23 protein-coding genes and 1 tRNA gene are annotated in these 17,680 nt (G+C 59.7%); 13 read left to right on the forward strand and 11 right to left on the reverse strand.

Going from position 1 to position 17,680, the window contains the following annotated elements; all coding sequences use genetic code 11:
• Window positions 1-12: 12 nt before the first annotated feature.
• On the forward strand, window positions 13-357 hold the full coding sequence (locus AC0R79_RS07780; protein WP_474733969.1) for a YegP family protein: 345 nt from the start codon (window positions 13-15) through the stop codon (window positions 355-357).
• A gap of 142 nt (window positions 358-499) precedes the next feature.
• Here AC0R79_RS07780 and AC0R79_RS07785 read toward each other — a convergent pair whose 3' ends face one another.
• Both AC0R79_RS07785 and AC0R79_RS07790 read right to left on the reverse strand, forming a co-directional pair.
• Entirely contained in the window at window positions 500-1,381 is an 882-nt protein-coding gene (locus tag AC0R79_RS07785) for a dihydrodipicolinate synthase family protein (RefSeq protein WP_474733971.1), read from the reverse strand.
• A gap of 26 nt (window positions 1,382-1,407) precedes the next feature.
• Entirely contained in the window at window positions 1,408-2,190 is a 783-nt protein-coding gene (locus AC0R79_RS07790) for an aldolase (protein ID WP_007957912.1), read from the reverse strand.
• 108 nt (window positions 2,191-2,298) lie between these two features.
• Between AC0R79_RS07790 and AC0R79_RS07795 the strand changes: the two genes are divergently transcribed.
• The gene (locus tag AC0R79_RS07795; RefSeq protein ID WP_007957913.1) at window positions 2,299-2,841 is read left to right on the forward strand and encodes a helix-turn-helix domain-containing protein; all 543 of its coding nucleotides are present in this window, start codon (window positions 2,299-2,301) and stop codon (window positions 2,839-2,841) included.
• Here AC0R79_RS07795 and AC0R79_RS07800 read toward each other — a convergent pair whose 3' ends face one another.
• On the reverse strand, window positions 2,842-3,861 hold the full coding sequence (locus AC0R79_RS07800; RefSeq protein WP_474733973.1) for a DUF4917 family protein: 1,020 nt from the start codon (window positions 3,859-3,861) through the stop codon (window positions 2,842-2,844).
• Window positions 3,862-4,016: 155 nt separating this feature from the next.
• Between AC0R79_RS07800 and yiaY the strand changes: the two genes are divergently transcribed.
• Window positions 4,017-5,165 carry an L-threonine dehydrogenase gene (gene yiaY / locus AC0R79_RS07805; RefSeq protein ID WP_474733975.1) on the forward strand — a complete coding sequence of 383 codons (1,149 nt, stop codon included), beginning with the start codon at window positions 4,017-4,019 and terminating at the stop codon, window positions 5,163-5,165.
• A gap of 57 nt (window positions 5,166-5,222) precedes the next feature.
• Here yiaY and AC0R79_RS07810 read toward each other — a convergent pair whose 3' ends face one another.
• Complete coding sequence (locus AC0R79_RS07810) at window positions 5,223-5,711, reverse strand: DMT family transporter (RefSeq protein ID WP_474733977.1); 489 nt, start codon at window positions 5,709-5,711, stop codon at window positions 5,223-5,225.
• Between the two features lie 78 nt (window positions 5,712-5,789).
• Between AC0R79_RS07810 and AC0R79_RS07815 the strand changes: the two genes are divergently transcribed.
• The 8 genes from AC0R79_RS07815 to AC0R79_RS07850 all read left to right on the forward strand — a co-directional run bounded on the left by AC0R79_RS07815 (window position 5,790) and on the right by AC0R79_RS07850 (window position 11,611).
• Window positions 5,790-6,701: a LysR family transcriptional regulator gene (locus AC0R79_RS07815; RefSeq protein WP_170929364.1), complete on the forward strand. Its 912-nt coding sequence runs from the start codon at window positions 5,790-5,792 to the stop codon at window positions 6,699-6,701.
• Between the two features lie 20 nt (window positions 6,702-6,721).
• The gene (locus AC0R79_RS07820) at window positions 6,722-7,456 is read left to right on the forward strand and encodes a PA3715 family protein (RefSeq protein ID WP_474733979.1); all 735 of its coding nucleotides are present in this window, start codon (window positions 6,722-6,724) and stop codon (window positions 7,454-7,456) included.
• A gap of 35 nt (window positions 7,457-7,491) precedes the next feature.
• Window positions 7,492-8,211, forward strand: coding sequence for a PA3715 family protein (locus AC0R79_RS07825; protein WP_474733980.1), 720 nt, complete (start codon window positions 7,492-7,494; stop codon window positions 8,209-8,211).
• Between the two features lie 4 nt (window positions 8,212-8,215).
• Complete coding sequence (gene fos / locus AC0R79_RS07830) at window positions 8,216-8,632, forward strand: fosfomycin resistance glutathione transferase (RefSeq protein ID WP_474733982.1); 417 nt, start codon at window positions 8,216-8,218, stop codon at window positions 8,630-8,632.
• A 60-nt stretch (window positions 8,633-8,692) separates the two neighbouring features.
• Window positions 8,693-9,331 carry a LysE family translocator gene (locus AC0R79_RS07835; protein ID WP_039772730.1) on the forward strand — a complete coding sequence of 213 codons (639 nt, stop codon included), beginning with the start codon at window positions 8,693-8,695 and terminating at the stop codon, window positions 9,329-9,331.
• A 77-nt stretch (window positions 9,332-9,408) separates the two neighbouring features.
• Window positions 9,409-10,758, forward strand: coding sequence for a sensor domain-containing protein (locus AC0R79_RS07840; RefSeq protein ID WP_474733984.1), 1,350 nt, complete (start codon window positions 9,409-9,411; stop codon window positions 10,756-10,758).
• Window positions 10,759-10,876: 118 nt separating this feature from the next.
• Complete coding sequence (locus AC0R79_RS07845; protein ID WP_077045875.1) at window positions 10,877-11,032, forward strand: KGG domain-containing protein; 156 nt, start codon at window positions 10,877-10,879, stop codon at window positions 11,030-11,032.
• A 75-nt stretch (window positions 11,033-11,107) separates the two neighbouring features.
• Entirely contained in the window at window positions 11,108-11,611 is a 504-nt protein-coding gene (locus AC0R79_RS07850) for a DUF4142 domain-containing protein (RefSeq protein WP_039772728.1), read from the forward strand.
• 49 nt (window positions 11,612-11,660) lie between these two features.
• Here AC0R79_RS07850 and AC0R79_RS07855 read toward each other — a convergent pair whose 3' ends face one another.
• Window positions 11,661-12,071: a low affinity iron permease family protein gene (locus tag AC0R79_RS07855; protein WP_011332870.1), complete on the reverse strand. Its 411-nt coding sequence runs from the start codon at window positions 12,069-12,071 to the stop codon at window positions 11,661-11,663.
• 215 nt (window positions 12,072-12,286) lie between these two features.
• Between AC0R79_RS07855 and tam the strand changes: the two genes are divergently transcribed.
• Window positions 12,287-13,057: a trans-aconitate 2-methyltransferase gene (gene tam / locus AC0R79_RS07860; protein WP_127797181.1), complete on the forward strand. Its 771-nt coding sequence runs from the start codon at window positions 12,287-12,289 to the stop codon at window positions 13,055-13,057.
• A 39-nt stretch (window positions 13,058-13,096) separates the two neighbouring features.
• Here the strand turns inward: tam and AC0R79_RS07865 are convergent, their stop codons facing one another.
• On the reverse strand, window positions 13,097-13,825 hold the full coding sequence (locus tag AC0R79_RS07865) for a class I SAM-dependent methyltransferase (RefSeq protein WP_474733986.1): 729 nt from the start codon (window positions 13,823-13,825) through the stop codon (window positions 13,097-13,099).
• A gap of 529 nt (window positions 13,826-14,354) precedes the next feature.
• Here AC0R79_RS07865 and AC0R79_RS07870 point away from each other — a divergent pair.
• Complete coding sequence (locus AC0R79_RS07870; RefSeq protein ID WP_474733988.1) at window positions 14,355-14,723, forward strand: DUF6124 family protein; 369 nt, start codon at window positions 14,355-14,357, stop codon at window positions 14,721-14,723.
• Between the two features lie 195 nt (window positions 14,724-14,918).
• On the opposite strand, the gene AC0R79_RS07875 is transcribed toward AC0R79_RS07870, so the two are convergent.
• From AC0R79_RS07875 to AC0R79_RS07895, 5 genes are all read right to left on the reverse strand, one after another.
• A complete protein-coding gene (locus AC0R79_RS07875) occupies window positions 14,919-15,326 on the reverse strand; it encodes a type II toxin-antitoxin system HicB family antitoxin (protein ID WP_007957951.1) in 408 nt (135 codons plus the stop codon).
• 34 nt (window positions 15,327-15,360) lie between these two features.
• Window positions 15,361-15,540, reverse strand: coding sequence for a type II toxin-antitoxin system HicA family toxin (locus AC0R79_RS07880; RefSeq protein WP_007957952.1), 180 nt, complete (start codon window positions 15,538-15,540; stop codon window positions 15,361-15,363).
• A 224-nt stretch (window positions 15,541-15,764) separates the two neighbouring features.
• Window positions 15,765-16,175: a PaaI family thioesterase gene (locus AC0R79_RS07885; protein ID WP_039772722.1), complete on the reverse strand. Its 411-nt coding sequence runs from the start codon at window positions 16,173-16,175 to the stop codon at window positions 15,765-15,767.
• Window positions 16,176-16,456: 281 nt separating this feature from the next.
• A tRNA-Gly gene (locus tag AC0R79_RS07890) sits at window positions 16,457-16,530 on the reverse strand.
• 170 nt (window positions 16,531-16,700) lie between these two features.
• Window positions 16,701-17,585, reverse strand: coding sequence for an alpha/beta fold hydrolase (locus AC0R79_RS07895; protein ID WP_085605494.1), 885 nt, complete (start codon window positions 17,583-17,585; stop codon window positions 16,701-16,703).
• Between the last annotated feature and the right edge of the window lie 95 nt (window positions 17,586-17,680).

Consider the following 17,680-nt stretch of genomic DNA (forward strand, 5'->3'; position numbering starts at 1 on the left):
AGGAGAAACACCATGTCCGGATGGTATGAGTTGAGCAAAAGCAGCAACGGCCAGTACAAGTTCGTGCTGAAAGCGGCGAATGCCGAAACCATTCTGACCAGCGAGCTGTACACCAGCCGCACGGCCGCCGAAAACGGCATCGCCTCGGTGCAGACCAACAGCCCGCTGGACGAACGCTACGAGAAAAAATCGACGAAGGACGGCCATCCCTACTTCAACCTCAAGGCGGCCAATCACCAGATCATCGGCAGCAGCGAATCCTATTCATCGGACGCGGCGTGTGCCAAAGGCATTGCTGCCGTGAAGACCAACGGGCCGACGAAGGTGATCAAGGACAAGACCTTGCCGGTTCTTTGAATCCAGCACAAAAACCTGTGGGAGCGAGCTTGCTCCGGGCGGCGATCCGACGATGACGGTTCATCAGTCGACATCGTTGTCGGATCTGATGGCCTCATCGCGAGCAAGCTCGCTCCCACAAGGGTTGGTGTGTACCTTGAGATCAGCTCAGGCTTTTGAGAATGGCCTGCAACTGATCACGCCCAGCTTCGCTCAGCGGGAACACCGGCAAACGCGGATCGCCGACTTCCAGGTCGGTGAGTCGCAGACCGGCCTTGATCGTCGCCGGCAAACCGCCCTTGAGGATGAAGTCCAGCAGCGGCAACTGGCGGTAGAACAGCTCCCGCGCCTTGCCCAGATCCCCCGCCAGTGTGGCTTCGTACAAATCCAGATTGAGCTGCGGAATCAGGTTCGGTGCTGCCGTGCACCAGCCTTTGGCCCCGGCAGCGAAGGCTTCCAGCGCAAGCGGGTTGCAGCCGTTGTAGAACGGCACCCGGCCTTCGCCGAGCAGTTGCAGCTTGTGCATGCGCTGGATGTCGCCGGTGCTCTCCTTGACCATGGTCACGTTTTCCACGCCGTTGACGATGCGCAGGATCAGCTCCACCGACATGTCGGTGCCGCTGGTGGCCGGGTTGTTGTAGAGCATGATCGGCACGCCAATGCTGTCGCCGATGGCGCGGTAGTGGGCGAGGATTTCCGCCTCGGTCAGCTTCCAGTAGGACGTCGGCAGCACCATCACTACGTCGGCGCCATGGGCTTCGGCGAAACGGGCGCGGCGTACCGCTTTGGCGGTGGTCAGGTCGGACACGCTGACCACGGTCGGTACGCGCTTGGCCACGTGCTTGATGCTGAACTCGGCGACCTGATCCCACTCCGCATCGCTCAGGTAGGCGCCTTCGCCGGTGCTGCCCAGTGGCGCGATGGCGTGGACGCCGCCGGCGATCAGACGGTCGATGGAGCGGCCGAAGGCCGGCAGGTCAACGCCTTCGCCGTTGGCGCCGAACGGGGTGATGGTGTAGCCGATGATGCCGTGAATGTTGGACATGAGAGTGCTCCGCAAGGATGAAGTGTTCAGTTCAGGCAATCGGCGTGCTGACGCAGGTTCTGCCGGGCGTAGTAGTTGAAGGCTGCGGCGTGGCGTTTCGGTTTCGACACCCAGTCATGCGCCTCGCGACCCAGTTCGGGAATGATCGGTTTGATCGTCCCGGCGGCCATTGCCAGCAATTGCAGTTTGGCGGCGCGCTCGATCAGTTGCGCGATGACACAGGCTTCCTCGATGGTCGTCCCGGTGGACAGCTGACCGTGGTGGGAAAGCAGGATCGCCCGTTTGTCGCCCAAGGCCCCGGCAATCAACTCGCCTTCTTCGTTGCCCACCGGCACACCCGGCCAGCCTTCAAGGAACGCGCAATCGTCGTACAGCGGGCACAGGTCCATGTGGGAAATCTGCAGCGGCACTTCCAGCATCGACAGCGCGGCAATGTGCGTCGGGTGAGTGTGGATGATGCAGTTCACGTCCGGCCGGGCGCGGTACACCCAGCTGTGGAAACGGTTGGCCGGGTTGGCCATGCCGTGGCCTTCGAGCACTTCCAGGTCTTCGTTGACCAGCAGCAGATTGCTCGCGGTGATTTCGTCGAAACCCAGGCCCAGTTGCTGAGTGTAGTAAGTGCCCGGCTGCGGGCCACGGGCGGTGATCTGCCCGGCGAGGCCCGAATCGTGGCCGTTCTCGAACAGGATCCGGCAGGTCAGGGCCAGCTTTTGCCGGTCTGTCCACGTATTATCCGCCAGGCTTTTTTGCATCTGGGTCAGCGCTTGCTTGACCAGTTCGTCTTTGGGTAGTGCTAATGTCTTCGCCATATCCGTGTCCTGTGGTGGTTGCCATGGATGACACTTAAGAGGCTATATGACACTTTGTGTCATTGGCAAGGACAAATCGTCTTTCCTTTGCTGGATTAATCGCTTCGCATGTCTATCCGTTTGAAATTATTGAGAAAAAAACTTGGCGTAACCCTTGAGGCGCTGGCCGAGAAATCCGGCATGACCAAGAGTTACCTGTCGAAGGTCGAGCGCGGGTTGAACACGCCGTCGATTGCCGCCGCGCTGAAACTGGCCAAGGCGCTGAACGTCAAAGTCGAAGAGCTGTTCTCCGAAGACAACGTCAGCCTCGACAGCTACAGCCTGGTGCGCAGCCACGAACGCCAGTCGCTGGCGGCCAACGACCACAGCCCAGGCTACGCGGTGCTGGCTCATCAGGTCAGCGAGCGCAGTTTGCTGCCGTTCATCATTTATCCGCCGAGCGAATTCACTGACAAAACCTTCAAGGAACACTTGGGCGAGGAGTTTCTGTTCGTCCACGAAGGCCAGGTCGAAGTGGACTTCGTGAACGAACGGGTGCTGCTGGAGCGGGGCGACGCGCTGCACTTCAATGCGCAGAAACCCCATCGCATCCGCTCAGTGGGCGAGGTGCAGGCGCAGTTGCTGGTGGTGGTGCACAGCAGCGAGGAGTAATCAGACCTCGACCGGCACCGACAGCTTCGGATTCCCCAGCGCATGGCTCTTGGAATCAAAGAAGCGCAATTCGGCACCCGTACCTTCGAACACTTTTGCGTAGTGGCGCTTCTGGTGCTGGATGAACGCCGCGCTGCGCGGGTAGATCGAAATCGCCACGGTTTTCGGTTTCGCCAGACGCAGGGCGCGCACGAGGTGGCTGTCCTGTTCGCCGAGGGCGTGGCCGAAGATGCACAGGTTGTCGCCGTGACCGAGTAACTGGTCGTAGCAGAACGACAGGTAATCGGAACTGCGGATGGTCTTGAGCTTGTCGGCGCTCGGCCCTTCGTTGACGAACAGCGGCACGTCGTCGAGCGTCTTGATCGTGTTGTTGATCGCGAAACTGCCGAGCAGCGTGCCCTCGGTGGCAGTCAGTTTGCGGGCGGTGCCGTCCTGGTTGCGCACCAGATGCAGACCGCCGTGCAGGTACAGCAGACGCGGTTTTTCCGTGCTGCTTTCGCACAGATCGAAACTCGCATCGGGGCCGTTGAACAGGTCGTCGATCACCTCGCCCTGATGTTGCAAAGCCCAGTAATTGAGCAGGTCGTAATTGGTGGTGAACACCGTGCGATAACGCGCCAGTTCGCTGTTCAGGGTCGCCAAAGTCGAGGCTTCGATCAGCCGCCACGGGATGTGCACCGCGTGCACGGTGTTGATCAGCGCTTCCTTGATCGCGTAGTAGCGGTTGCGCGGCGCGGCCGAGCTGACGGCCAAAGCCTTGTTGACCCGGCTGGTGGTTTTCAGCGCGCCGAGCACCTGCTCGAAGCTGCGCGTCTGCATCGCGTCGAACACGCTCAGTTCCGACGGGCTCAGGGGCTTTTCTTCCACCGTGCGGGCGTTTTCGAACAGCGAGTCGTAGCCGAAATCGTCCCACACCGCGCGACTGGCGCCGTTGCCCAGCAGCAGACCGCTGAAGTCGGTGGTGGCGCGCAACGCGTTCCAGTCTTCGAGGGTGGCGTCGACATCCAGAAAATCGGTCATTGCAGGGCACGTCTCAAAACAAAGGGGCAGATGGACGGCGACTTTATCACGAGCGGGCATTGAGCCAGATCAACATCCGCCGTGACCGATCGGTCGATCCTTTGCGCACCCGCCGAATTGCAAGCGTCGATTCGGCCCCAGCCAGGAGACGCGCCATGAGCAGCACCTTTTTCATTCCCGCGGTAAACATCATGGGCAGCGGCTGCCTCGACGATGCCATGAACGCGATCCGCAACTACGGTTTTCGCAAGGCGCTGATCGTCACCGATGCCGGTCTGGCCAAGGCCGGCGTGGCGACGATGATTGCCGAAAAACTGGCGATGCAGGACATCGATTCAGTGATCTTCGACGGCGCCAAACCCAACCCGAGCATCGCCAACGTCGAGGCCGGGCTGGCGCTGCTCAAGGACAGTCGCTGCGATTTTGTGGTGTCCCTCGGTGGCGGCTCGCCCCACGACTGCGCCAAGGGCATCGCGTTGTGCGCCACCAATGGCGGGCAGATTCGCGACTACGAAGGCGTCGATCAATCGGTCAAGCCACAACTGCCGCTGATTGCCATCAACACCACCGCCGGCACGGCCAGCGAGATGACCCGTTTCTGCATCATCACCGACGAAACCCGCCACGTGAAAATGGCCATCGTCGACCGCAACGTCACGCCGCTGCTGTCGGTCAACGACCCGGCGCTGATGGTCGCCATGCCGAAGGGCCTTACTGCCGCGACCGGCATGGACGCACTGACCCACGCGATCGAAGCCTACGTCTCCACCGCCGCCAACCCGATCACCGACGCCTGTGCGCTGAAAGCCATGACCCTGATCAGCAACAACCTGCGCCTGGCCGTGCGCGACGGCAGCGACCTCGCTGCGCGGGAAAACATGGCGTACGCGCAGTTCCTCGCGGGCATGGCGTTCAACAATGCGTCCCTCGGTTACGTGCACGCGATGGCGCACCAGTTGGGCGGTTTCTACGATCTGCCTCACGGCGTGTGCAACGCGGTGTTGTTGCCGCATGTGCAGACGTTCAACGCGCTGGTCTGTGCCGATCGCCTGACCGATGTGGCCCACGCCATGGGGGCCGATATTCGCGGTTTCAGTCCGGAGGAGGGCGCGCAAGCCGCGATTGCGGCGATCCGTTGCCTGGCCAAAGACGTCGAGATTCCCGGCGGGTTGCGTGATCTGGGCGCCAAGTGCACCGACATTCCGGTACTCGCCGCCAACGCCCTGAAAGACGCCTGCGGCTTCACCAATCCGCGGGCGGCGGATCAGCGACAGATCGAGGAGATTTTCCGCAGCACCTTTTGAGGCATTACGCTCGATAGGACTGAGGTCACGGGCTAGTCGTTTCGATATCCGGAACGATCAGCTCGCCGGTGCCAGGGACTTGGCGGCGGTATCACCAAACTGAATCAGCACCCCCCCCGCCATCAACAACACCGCGCCGAACAGGCGCGGCAATGTCAGATGCCTCTCTACCAGCCCGAACAGGCCGAAATGATCCAGCACGATTGACGTGATCATTTGCCCGGCCAAAGCCAGCGCCAGAAATCCCGAAGCCCCCAGCTTCGGCAGCAACACCACCGCCAATGCGACGAAGCACACCCCGAACGCGCCGCCGGTCCACATCCACAACGGCAGCTTGCTGGCGAGGGCCAGCGACGGCAACGGCAGTCGCAGAGCGACAATCACCGGCAACAGCACCAGCACGCTCACCACCAGCGAGGTCAGCGTCGCCCACAGCGGATGCCCCAACCCGCGCGACAGATTGATGTTGATCGCACTCTGAAACGGCACCACCGCCCCGGCGAATACCGCCAACAGCAGCAATCCGACCCACTGCATCGTTCCCATGATCGTTCTCCGGCAAGGTTTTGCTGGACTCTAGGGTATTCGTCGAGCAGATTTAAATTCTGTTTTGGTATCCGGAACATGCATCGAATGAATGATCTGCGCCGCATCGACCTCAACCTGCTGGTAATCCTTGACGCCTTGCTCGGCGAGCAACATGTGACCCGCGCCGCCGAGCGTCTGCACCTGAGCCAACCGGCAGTCAGCCATGCGTTGGCGCGTCTGCGCGACTTGCTCGGTGATCCGTTGCTGGTGCGTGCCGGTTCGGGGCTGGCGCCTACCGCACGGGCGCTGGAGCTGGCGGCTCCGCTGGCGGAAACTCTGGCTCAGGTGCAATCGCTGCTGGCGCCGAACACCTTCGACCCGGCCAGCGCCCGTCGGACCTTTCGCCTAGCGATGTCGGACTACGGCGCGGCGATCATCCTGCCGGGGCTGATTCGCACGTTGCGCGCGGAAGCACCGGGCATCGACCTGCAAATCAGCCATGCCAGCCGCGAAGGCATGGTCGAAGGCTTGCTCAACGGCGACATCGACCTCGCCGCCGGCGTACTCCCCGAATTGCCCGGCGAACTGCGCAGCACGCCGCTGTTCGAGGAACGTTACGTCTGCCTCCTGGATCGCCAGAGCCTTCCCGCCGGAGGTGTTCTCGACCTGCCAACCTATCTCTCCCGTCCCCATGTCTTGCTGGAAATGCGCGGCAGCGGCACCCCGGAAATCGAACGCACCCTGACCGCCCTGCGCGAACGCCGCCGCGTCGCCATCAGCCTGCCGCACTGGAGCGTTGCGCCACGGTTCATCAGCGGCACGGATCTGATTTTGACCGTGGCTTCGCGGGCGTTGAATGAGGTGGATGACGAATCGTTGATCGTCGTGCCGCCACCGTTTGAAATTGCGCCGTTCACCTTTGTATCGGCGTGGCACAAGCGGCGGGGCGGGGATCAGGCGTTGAACTGGTTGAATCGGCGGATTGAGCAGGGGATAGTGCGCGGCTGAAAAACATCAAGGAGCGGGGGGTGACAGTGAAGTCTGGGGTTTTTGGGTGGGTGGCGCTGTGTGGGGCGTTGATGGCGGGGCAGGTGCTGGCTGATTGTGTGCCTGAGGCTGTGACGGGCGCGCGGGATTTTTCAGTGTGCAAGGCGTGGCTCGCTTATCCCGGCTTGACCCTGAATGCGGTCTCGAAGTTTGCACCCGATCCGGTGTATGGCAAGGACAATGACGTCGGCAGTTATGACCTTGGGTTGTCGGTAACGACAGATGAATCCAAAACGATTGCCACCTATCACTTGCCCTCTGCATTCATGTCCGATGCCATCGCATTGGAAAGCGTGGAGTTCGATACGGCGCGTTACAAGCTCACTACCGAGCTTCGGGCTTTTGGCGTTCGAGTGAGATTCAAGGGCTCTTCCCGCGTCAATCCTATGGATCAAGTCCTGTTGTCGCTCTATGTGAAGGAGGGCGACAAGTTGCGTCCAGTGCTGGATCGACTGGTGATGTATGACTACGGTGGCGAGTGGGATGGTGGTTGTGCGGGGGAGCGTTATTACACGGATCGTACTATCGAAATCGGTAAAACCAGTTCGCACGGTTACGCCGACCTGATTGTTAAATCAGTCACTACCAGTCTTGTGGGCGAGGGGCCACCGGACACTTGCGAATTGAAGACCACGGCCGATAAACCCCTGATGACGACGCTTCGGTATGACGGAAAGTCTTACGTCTTGCCTAAAGGTTTCAAAGCCATCGAGTGATACAGAGCCAACGCGACTTATTTCAAGGAAGAACAATGTTTACACCAACCCGACTTCTTATCGTCCTCGGCTTCCTGGCCGTAACCACTCAGGCCCACGCCGCCTGTGAGATAAAGAAATTCAACGGTCACTCCCTGTCACGCTGCAAAGTGTGGCCGGCCTTCCCGGACAAGGCGATCTCGGCAAAATCCACATTCGTGTCCGACTCCGAAGGTGATCACGACGGCGTGTTCGATCTGGAGCTGTCGCTCCTCAACGCCGCGAACGCCAAGCCTTTAGCGACTTACGTCAAGCCTGGAGCCTACAACTCCGATGCGATCAGCTTTGATGACTTGAAGATCGATACGGCTCGATACCGTCTCGCGTCGGACGTTCGCGCCTTTGGCCTGCGTTCTGATTTTGCCGACCATCTCTCAAGAGCCAACCCCTACGCAAGAGCCGATCTGGCGCTGTATGTGCGCGAAGGCAGCAAGTTGCGCCCGGTGCTGGAAGGTCTGGTTATTCGAAAGGAGTTTGGCGAGGGCACTGGTGAGTGCGAAACCAAGGACACGAAAATCCTCAGGACTTTGGAAATCGGCCCGTCCAGTCATAATGGCTTCGCTGATCTGATCGTTTCCTCAAGTGGTGTGGTGTACACCTCGACCCAGTCAGGCAAAGAGTGCGTTTCCAAAACCACCGACCTGACCAAAACCCAAATCACCCTGACCTACGACGGCAAGCAATACACCCTCCCCGAAGACCTCAGAGGTTACTGACCCGATGCTCACCGGCCTCAACCACCTGACCCTCGCCGTCACCGATCTGGATCGCAGCCTCGCGTTCTACCGCGACGTGCTGAAGCTGCGAGTCGAGGCCACCTGGGACGCCGGTGCCTATCTGTCGCTCCCGGGCCTGTGGTTGTGCCTGTCGCTCGATGCGCAACGCCATCCCGAGCCCGCCGCCGACTACACCCATTACGCCTTCAGCCTCGCCGCGGCGGATTTCCCGCTGTTCGTGCAACAGCTGCGCGCCGCCAACGTGCAGGAATGGCGCGATAACCGCAGCGAAGGCGCGTCGTTCTACTTCCTCGACCCGGACGGGCACAAACTCGAAGCCCACGCAGGTGATCTGGCCTCGCGACTGGCCGCGTGTCGGCAAAAGCCCTATGCGGGGATGCGTTTTTTCAACGAGCCGTGAATATTCACAAACCGCTGGGATAGACTGGCGGCCACGTTTTCCGGGACTTGCAGGTTTTCCATGACTCCATCGTTGCTAATGGCCGTGCTGGCCTCGGGTTTCATTTACGGCATCACGCCGGGGCCGGGTGTGCTGGCGGTGTTCGGCATCGGCGCCGCACGTGGACGGCGGGCCGGAGCGGGGTTTCTGTGCGGGCATCTGCTGGGCGATGTGATCTGGTGCAGCACCGCGCTGATTGCGATTGTCGGCGCCCGGGAAATCGGCAGCACCGCGTTCGATGTACTCGGCGTACTCAGCGGCCTGTACCTGTTCTGGCTCGGCTGGCGTGCAGTGCGGGCCAAACGCAGCAACGGCGATCAGCCGCAGGGCGCGGCGCGTCAGCCGTTCTGGCACGGCATCCTGTTCGGGCTGACCAACCCCAAGGCTTACCCGGTGGCAGTGGCAACGTTCACTGCGTTGCTGTCGAGCCGCGCCGAATTGCTCAACTGGTCGATGCTGCCAATGCTGATCGCCTTGAGTTTCCTCGGCGGATTGCTCGCCTACGCTATCCTCATTGGCATCGTCGGGGCGCGGCAGGTGCGTACGCTGTACCAGCGCCATGAACTGGCGATCACCCGGTTGTGCGGGATCATGTTCATCGGTTTTGCCATCAACGCGCTGGTGCATGCGCTGCCGGGGTTGATGCCGAACAAGGCTTGAAAACAGTCGCTGGGATGCGAGGTCGAGGTCACGGATGGTTGAACAGTGCTGCATTGCCCGGACACCCACGCTGAACCATGGAAAGCCGAAATTCCGCGCCGCTGGCGAGTTACATCGATCTGTTGCTGGACGCCGTCTGCGCGGTCGACAAGCAAGGTCGTTTCGTTTTTGTCAGCGCGGCCTGCGAGCGAATTCTCGGCTACACGCCTGACGAAATGATCGGCCAGTCGATGATCGACTACGTCTACCCGGCCGACCGTGAGCGCACCCTGGCCGCCGCGAGCGACATCATGGGCGGCGAGCCCAAGCACAATTTCGAAAACCGCTACGTGCGCAAGGACGGCAGCGTCGTGCATATCCTTTGGTCGGCGCGCTGGTCGGAAGTCGATCAACTGCGCATTGCCGTGGCCCGGGACATCACCGAGCGCAAACTCGCCGAATCCCGTCAGGCGGCGCTGTACGCGATCTCCGAAGCGGCCCATGCGGCGGAGGATCTGCTGGCGCTGTTCAAGCGCATTCACATGATCATCGGCGAGTGGCTGCCGGCGTTGAATTTCTCCGTGGCGCTGTACGACGAACACTGCGCGCAGCTGAATTTTCCCTATCACGTCGACGATGACGAGTTGCAACCGGAGCAACCCGGCACCATCACCGGCCGCCTGTGCGCCGAGGTGATCCGCAGCGGTCAGCCAATCCTCCTGACCCCGGATTGCCCCCACGCGCCGCCGGAGTTCGCCGCGCTGGTGGTCGGCCAGCAATCGCCGTGCTGGCTCGGCGTGCCGCTGAGTTCGAAAGACCGCACCATCGGCGCACTGATCGTCAAAAGCCTGCCCGGCGGCGAGCGCTACACCGAACGCGACAAGGAACTGCTGCAATACGTCTGCGCCCAGGTCGCCACCGCCATCGAACGCCAGCAATTGCACGCCCGCTTGCGACGCATGGCGCAATACGATCAACTGACCCAGTTGCCCAACCGCGAACTGCTGCGCGACCGGCTCAAGGCTGCACTGAGCCATGCGCGGGAACAGTCCGGGCACATGGCGCTGCTGTATGTCGATCTGGATCGCTTCAAGCAGGTCAACGACACCTTTGGCCATGGGGTTGGCGACATGCTGTTGCAGACGGTGGCCAACCGGCTCAAAGGCTGCGTGCGCGAAACCGACACCGTGGCGCGGATCGGCGGCGACGAGTTCGTGGTACTGCTGCACAGCGTCCACGCCGCCGACGATGCCGACAGCGTGGCGGAAAAAATCCGACAGGTACTGGTGCAACCCATGCGCTTGGACGGGAATAACCTGCACATCGAACCGAGCATCGGCGTGGCCCGCTATCCCGAGCATGGTGACGAGGAACAGCAACTGTTCCGTCACGCCGACCAGGCCATGTACACCGCCAAACGTCAGAATCATCGGCGGCTGGACAGCTGATTGGCGGGCCACCGTTCGTCGCGGCGACGGCAACTTTTCTAAACCTTTGGCGGTCAGGAAATTCTCAATCTACGCGGGCACCTGCTCGCTAACGATCAATGCCAAGAGGTAGAGAATCATGCCTAACTCAAGAAACTCGAACTCGGGAAACTTCGCCAACGATCGAACGAAGGCGTCTGAAGCCGGTCGCAAAGGTGGGAAAACCACCACCACGACTGTCGACAAAGAGCCTAAAACCGACATGGGCCGCAAGCCTGCTCAGAAATCGAAGTAGTCGGCGAAGGTTGTTTTGATTGAGAGGCGGGGGCGCAAGCTCCCGCTTGAATTTCGAGAGAAGGAGGGCGCGACCATGAGCCGGATGGCCACCCGAGTACGCCACATCAGTTTTGTCAGCCTGCTGGGGTTGTTCGCCAGCAGCGCGTTTGCCCAGTCGCCCGCCGACTTCATAAACGAAGCCTCGGCCAAAGGCATGGCCGACATCGAGGCCAGTCGTCTGGCGCACAGCAAGGCCGAGTCCAAAGAGGTCAAGGATTACACCATCGTTGTCATCAACGACCGCACCACCGCCAACCAGCACCTGGCGAAAATCGCCAAGAAACTGGACCTGCCGGTGGCACCCCGCGAAGAAGTCGCCGACAAGGCCAAGGCGTTGATGCCGGAAGTCAAAGAGGGCGCGAGCTTCGATCAGGCCTACGCCGCAAGTCAGGTCAAAGCCACGGAAGAAGCCATCGAACAGATCCAGCAGGAAGCTCAAACTACCGACGTGCCGGAGATCAAGGCGTTTGCCGACGAGACCCTGCCGAAACTCCAGAGTCATCTGGAAATGGCTCGGGCGCTTCAGGCAAGCCGCTAAATCCGTGGCAATGAAAACGGCGCTTTTTTAGCGCCGTTTTTTTTGCCTGTCAGCATTCATTCAGATCCTGCTTCGGCTTGCTTTTGTCCCCCAAACCTTCCAGGTCAAACACCTCGTTCTCGCCCATCGCCCGGTAATGCCGACGCAGCGCTTCCAGCTGCTTGAGATCCAGCGACTCCAGCCCGAGCATCGCGTTCTGCGCCTCCTTGTTCACCCGCAGCAGTTCATCGAGTTTCAAATGCAGGATGTCGGTGTCGCGGTTCTGGGTGTTCTGGATCAGGAACACCATCAGGAACGTGATGATCGTGGTCGAGGTGTTGATGATCAGTTGCCACGTGTCGTTGTAATCGAAAATCGGCCCGCTCAACCCCCAGAGCCCGATCAGAATCAACGCCCCCATGAACGTCTTGGGGCTGCCGGCCCAGAGGGCGAGCGTCTGGGAGATCTTTGCGAATTTCATGGCCGTGTTCCTTGTGGGGGGAGCTTGAAATTCAGACATCGGGGGTGGGCGGAAAATTCTACTTACAGTTTTCTGAGTCCCTGTAGGCACGGCCGAAGACAGCGTTCCCGGCGATATCGGACCTACGTAGGGGAAGGCAGATAAACACGATCGCTGTATCGTGACGGCAGCCGCTTTTCCACGTTTCGCCAGAACGTCCAAGACAGGAGAACGCAATGACCTGGTCCGCCAAGCAATACGTCACTTTCGAAGATGAACGCACCCGCCCGGCCCGCGACCTGCTGGCGGCGATTCCCACGCCGGAGGCGCGTTCTGTGGTCGATATCGGATGTGGCCCCGGCAACTCGACCGAGTTGTTGGTGGAGCGATTTCCGGGGGCGAAAGTGCAGGGGCTCGACAGTTCGCCGGACATGATCGATGCCGCGCGCAAGCGTCTGCCGCAGTTGCAGTTCGAGGTGGCGGACATCGATAAATGGGCCGATGAAGGGCCGTTCGATGTGATTTTTGCCAACGCCGTTTTGCAGTGGGTGCCGGATCACGCGACGTTGCTGCCGGCGCTGGCGGGCAAGCTGGCGCAGGGCGGCAGTCTGGCGATTCAGATGCCGGACAACCTCAACGAGCCGTCCCATCGGTTGATGCGTGAAGTGGCGGCCAATGGGCCGTGGGCCAGCAAACTGGCGGGCGCGGCGGGGCAGCGAACCGAAATGGCGGATGCCAGTGCCTATTTCTCGATGCTGCGGCCGCATTGCGCGCGGGTCGATGTGTGGCGCACCACGTATCACCATCAGTTGGCGGGCGGGGCCTCGGGTGTCGTTGAGTGGTTCAAGGGCAGTGGTTTGATTCCGTTCCTCAGTCCGTTGACGGAAGCGGAGCGGGCGGACTATCTGGCGCAATATCTGGCGGAGGTCGCGAAGGCTTATCCGGCGCTTGCAGATGGTTCGGTGTTATTGCCGTTTCCACGGTTGTTCATTGTCGCCACACGATGAAATGAAAAAGGGCCGATTTGATCGGCCCTTTTTTTGCGGTCAGCGCTGTACCGAGATCAGCATCATCATCGGCCGCTCACGCTCTTCAGCGAGGGCCGGTTGCGCGGCCACTTCGGCATCGCTCGGGCCCCATTCATTGACGTGTTGAATCGTGAAACCTGCGTCGATCAACGTGTTGAGTAGCGTGCCGACCGTGCGATGCTGCTTGATCACGCCATCGGCCAGCCAGTTGGTCACCCGCTCGCCTTCCATCTGATAACTGTCCAGCGGCCAGCGCTTGTTGCCTTCGCTGTCGACCAGCCAACCCGGATTGCGCGGCGCCATGAAGATCGGGTGCTCGATGGAAAACACAAAATGCGCGCCGGGTTTAAGTGCCGAATGCAGGTTGGCGAACAGCCCCGAGAGATCCTTGATGTAGTGCAGGGCCAGTGAGCTGTAGGCCAGATCGTAAGTGCACGCAGGCAAATCGAGGTGTTCCAGGTCGGCACGTTGGTAGCGGATGTTCGCGGCCGAGGTGGTTTCCTTCGCCCGTTCGAGCATTTTCTCCGAGACATCCAGCCCCAGCACTTCGGCTGCGCCGTGTTCGCTGGCCCAGCGGCAGAACCAGCCATAGCCGCAGCCCAGATCCACTACCTGCAAACCGTGCAGGGAAGGCAACAAGGCTTTCAGCGCGGGCCATTCCGGCGCGGCATCGAGGCCGCCGATGGAGCGGTTCATCTGGCTGTAGCCCTGGAAAAATTCGGGGTCGTCGTAGATGTTCTGGGTCATGGATTTGCTGCTCTTTTGAATTTGATTTGGGTGGCTTGGGAGCCACGGTTTTGAATCCCTCGAAACGTGATGGCGCGTATTCGTCGATGGCCGCGCAGGGGGAGGGTGGTGGGCGATGGGGAAATGCTAGCGGGTCGTGGCGAGTGTGAGAACCGAACGAGTGTTAGGGATCTGTAAACGCGGTTTTTCGATTCGGGATGTTTAAAGCGTTGGCCTTGTTTACTGAACCTTCCCACACGGTTTTCAGGTTGTCCGTCGGAAGTGCGGGCTCTAGCCTGTGAGGGTCGCTGATGAATCGGCGATCGGGATTGGAACCCCGGCGACTTCCCAAAAAAGCAAAAGCAGCTTTCATGACGTATGCTTGCCCGCCTTCATGGTGTGCACTCTGTTATGGCGGCTGTGCGCGAGAGACTTCGAGTCTGTCGGGTTTTTGGCTTTTTTCGCCCGGGTTCCAACTCGCGTACAGCTGCCACCTCTTCGATTGGAACCGAGTAGGTCAGCTCCACCTATCGACTAGAAAGAAGCCATTATGAAGAAGCCAACCCCGAATCCCCCAGAAGTCGAAACCGACCCAACATCCCCCTACACCTCAGTCGACTCCAGAAAACTCAACGACGCCGCCAACCGCGCCCTCGATCACTACCTCTGCCCCGGCGCCCATGTCATGGGCACGAACAACCAGCCCGACCCGATGTACTTCGCCAACCCGGCCTACGACACCGAATCCCTGCTGGCCAACGCCAGCGAATCACTGGGCTCGGCATCCGAGATGCTCAACAACTTCGCCGCCACCCTCGACCCCACCCACCGCAGAACCGCGATAGGCATTGCGCAGTTGGTGATGCTGGGGGAATTGGCGGTGAATCAGGCGCTGGATCATGTTGAGGTGAAAGGCTGAGCCGGATAAGAGGAAAATATAGTGAAACCTAACGGCATATAGGGACACCCGTTATACGTCGGTAGATTTATGTAGAAACAAGCAATTGTGAGGCTGTCTTAAATCCCGGCGTCGCTGAATCGAAGATTAACTACGCCGATGCGACGTTTCAGCGGGCAAGAAAAAACCGGTCTACAAGACCGGTTTTTATCCGCTTCAACGTTGCTGCAAAACCTTGAGCGCCGCCGAGGCCAGGAATCCGGAGCGGCTTTTCTCTTCCGGATGGTGCAACACGTACTCATCGATTCGATTGAGCAGGTAGCCCGGCAATGTGATGTTGAGTTTCTGAGCTTTGCCCAGGTATTTGGTCACATCGATATCCACCACCGCCCAAGTGCAGCCGGCGTATTTAGGGTTGGCAGCATGCAGCGTGACCTTGTTGGCTGGCGGGATAGGCGAGCCGTCTTCGGCCAGAATCTCGAAATGGCCTTCAATGGCTTCGCGGGCCATCGCCATGGCGTCATCCAGATCATCTCCAGCGGAGAAGCAGCCCGGAATATCCGGCACCTCCACTCCCCAGGCATGTCCTTCATCACCCACTGAAATCGCGATCGGGTAAAGCATGTGTCGTCCTCCAAGGCGCAATTGACCTGACGGGTCAAAGCAACGCCTGCTGCAAAATACTGATGGCCGTTTTCTTGAGCAGATCCTTCTTTGGGTGAGGCACTGTGACCAAACCAGGTTTGGTCGGATGTTTGAAGTGATGATGACTGCCCCTGACCCGCACCAGATACCAACCGTCTGCGACGAGCTGGCCAATTAGAAAACGGCTATTCACGACACCTCCCTGTGGTGTGCTTGGTGGGTACTATACCCACGATTTTTTATCGATCAACACTATAACCACCGAGCGGTCATCGTCCTTTGATGGGGCTGGTGTTCACGAAGGAGTCTAGGCGGGGATCATTCAGCAGGATCAGGAGTGTATTGCGGGCCGTTGCTGCGAAATGAAACGGGCACAAAAAACCAGTCATCAAGACCGGTTGAATTCGGGTGGGGGGACTACTGCGGCACCGCGAACACCGCGCTGGCACGGGCAACCATTCGATCACCGACATGCAACCCAACAGTGGCAAACGCTAGCTGCCGTCCTTTTTTGGAGTGCTCAACGCGTACCTCGAGCCACTCATTGATCTGCACCGCGCTGAGATAGTCCAGGGTCATACTCGCCGTGATCAATGGCAGGGGAGGGTCGCTGGAGAATGCCATGGCGTAACCCATGCCGACATCCGCCAAAGTCGCCAATACACCGCCATGCAACGTGCCCCGTCCGTTGGCATGTCGTGAGTCTGTCCGCAGACCGATTTCAAGTTGCAAGCCACTGCCTCTGGTATAGATCGGGCCAAGCAAGTCGAGCAGCGGACTGCTGCGGGTCAGCGGAGTGAAGCCCTCGGGAATAGCTGTGTCGTTCATGGTCGATCCCTGTGCCGGTTGGTTACCAGGTTCTTTGGCCTGAATACGGAGCGTTGCTTATGAGGGTTTAAACCTGACTTCGCCGTCGGAGAAGGATCATACGTATGCGGAATTTGCGGCGATAAGCTGATCACTAAGGAACAGTAGGGGCAGGGTTGTTTCGACGGTAGCGATCTTTGGATTTGCCACTGAAAACTCAAATCCCAGACACAAAAAAACCTGCCATCAAGGCCGGTTTTTTTCATCCCCCGTCAAACCACGACGCAGGACATAAATTCGATTGGAGCGGGTGAAGGGAATCGAACCCTCGTTATCAGCTTGGGAAGCTGGAGTAATGCCATTATACGACACCCGCTCAGAGCGGCTGACTTTGTACCAGACTCGGCCACGGATTTGAAGTTTTCTTTGCACGCGAACTACGGAAAGTCCTGAAACAGAGCCGAAATCGGTCAATCGCGGGCAAGCGCTGCGGGCTGGAGGACGGCTAAATCTCAGCCGCGCAGGCTTGCTCGCGACGACACTGTTTCAAATGGCCAATGCATGGTGATCCTGGACTAACTGGTAACGCGTTCGGCTGGCCTGTTGCGCCGGTTTCAGGAAACCGAGCAGGGCGTTCTGACTGTCGCGGCAGGCCGACTTGTGTTCCATGTCGAGGAAGTGCCCGGTGGCCTGCAGGGTGGTGAAGGTGCTTTGCGCCACGTGGCTGCCAAACAGGCGCGCATCTTCGGCGGCGGTGTATTCGTCCCATTCGCCGTTCATGAACAGCACCGGCACGTTGATTTTCTTCGCCGCGTTCAGATAGCACTGACGGTCGCTGTGCAGCACGTCGTTGATGTGGAAATGCATCTGCCCGTATTCGTGCTCGGCCAGGCTGCTGACGTGGCGATAGTTGAAGCGCTTGAACAGCGACGGCAAGTGTTTGCCGATGGTGTTGTTGACGAGGTGGCCGACCCGGTCGCCGTCACGTTGACCGAGGCATTCGACGCCGCGTTCGAGGTAATCGAGCATGTGCGCGTTGATCACCGGGGAGAACGAGCTGATCACGGCTTTTTCGATTCTCCGAGGCTGATGCGCGAGGGCGACCATGGTCGCGGCGCCACCCCAGGAGAACGACAGCACGTGTTCGGCCGCGAAGTGATCGATCAGCTCCAGCAGGATCAGACCTTCGACTTCCTTCGTCAGATGTTTCTCGTGGCGGTTGTGGACTTTCGACTTGCCCGCGTAGGGCTGGTCGTAGCAGACCACGTTGAATTGCGGGTGCAGATTTTTCACGGTTTGTGCAAACGACGCAGTCGTGGCCATCGAGCCGTTGACCAGGATGATGGTCTTTTCTGCGGCGTCTGCGCGATAGAACTCCGTGTAAACCCGATACTGACCCTGTATATCCAGCACAGCGATTTCTGGCCTCATGTCATAAGACTCCTGGCAAGCAAGCGGGTATGCGCGCAAATAGAGATTGCACGAGCTTTGTGACAGGTAGGCATACGCCTGGAATTTTGGAGCCC

The sequence above is a fragment of the Pseudomonas sp. HD57-3 genome, assembly GCF_056113135.1.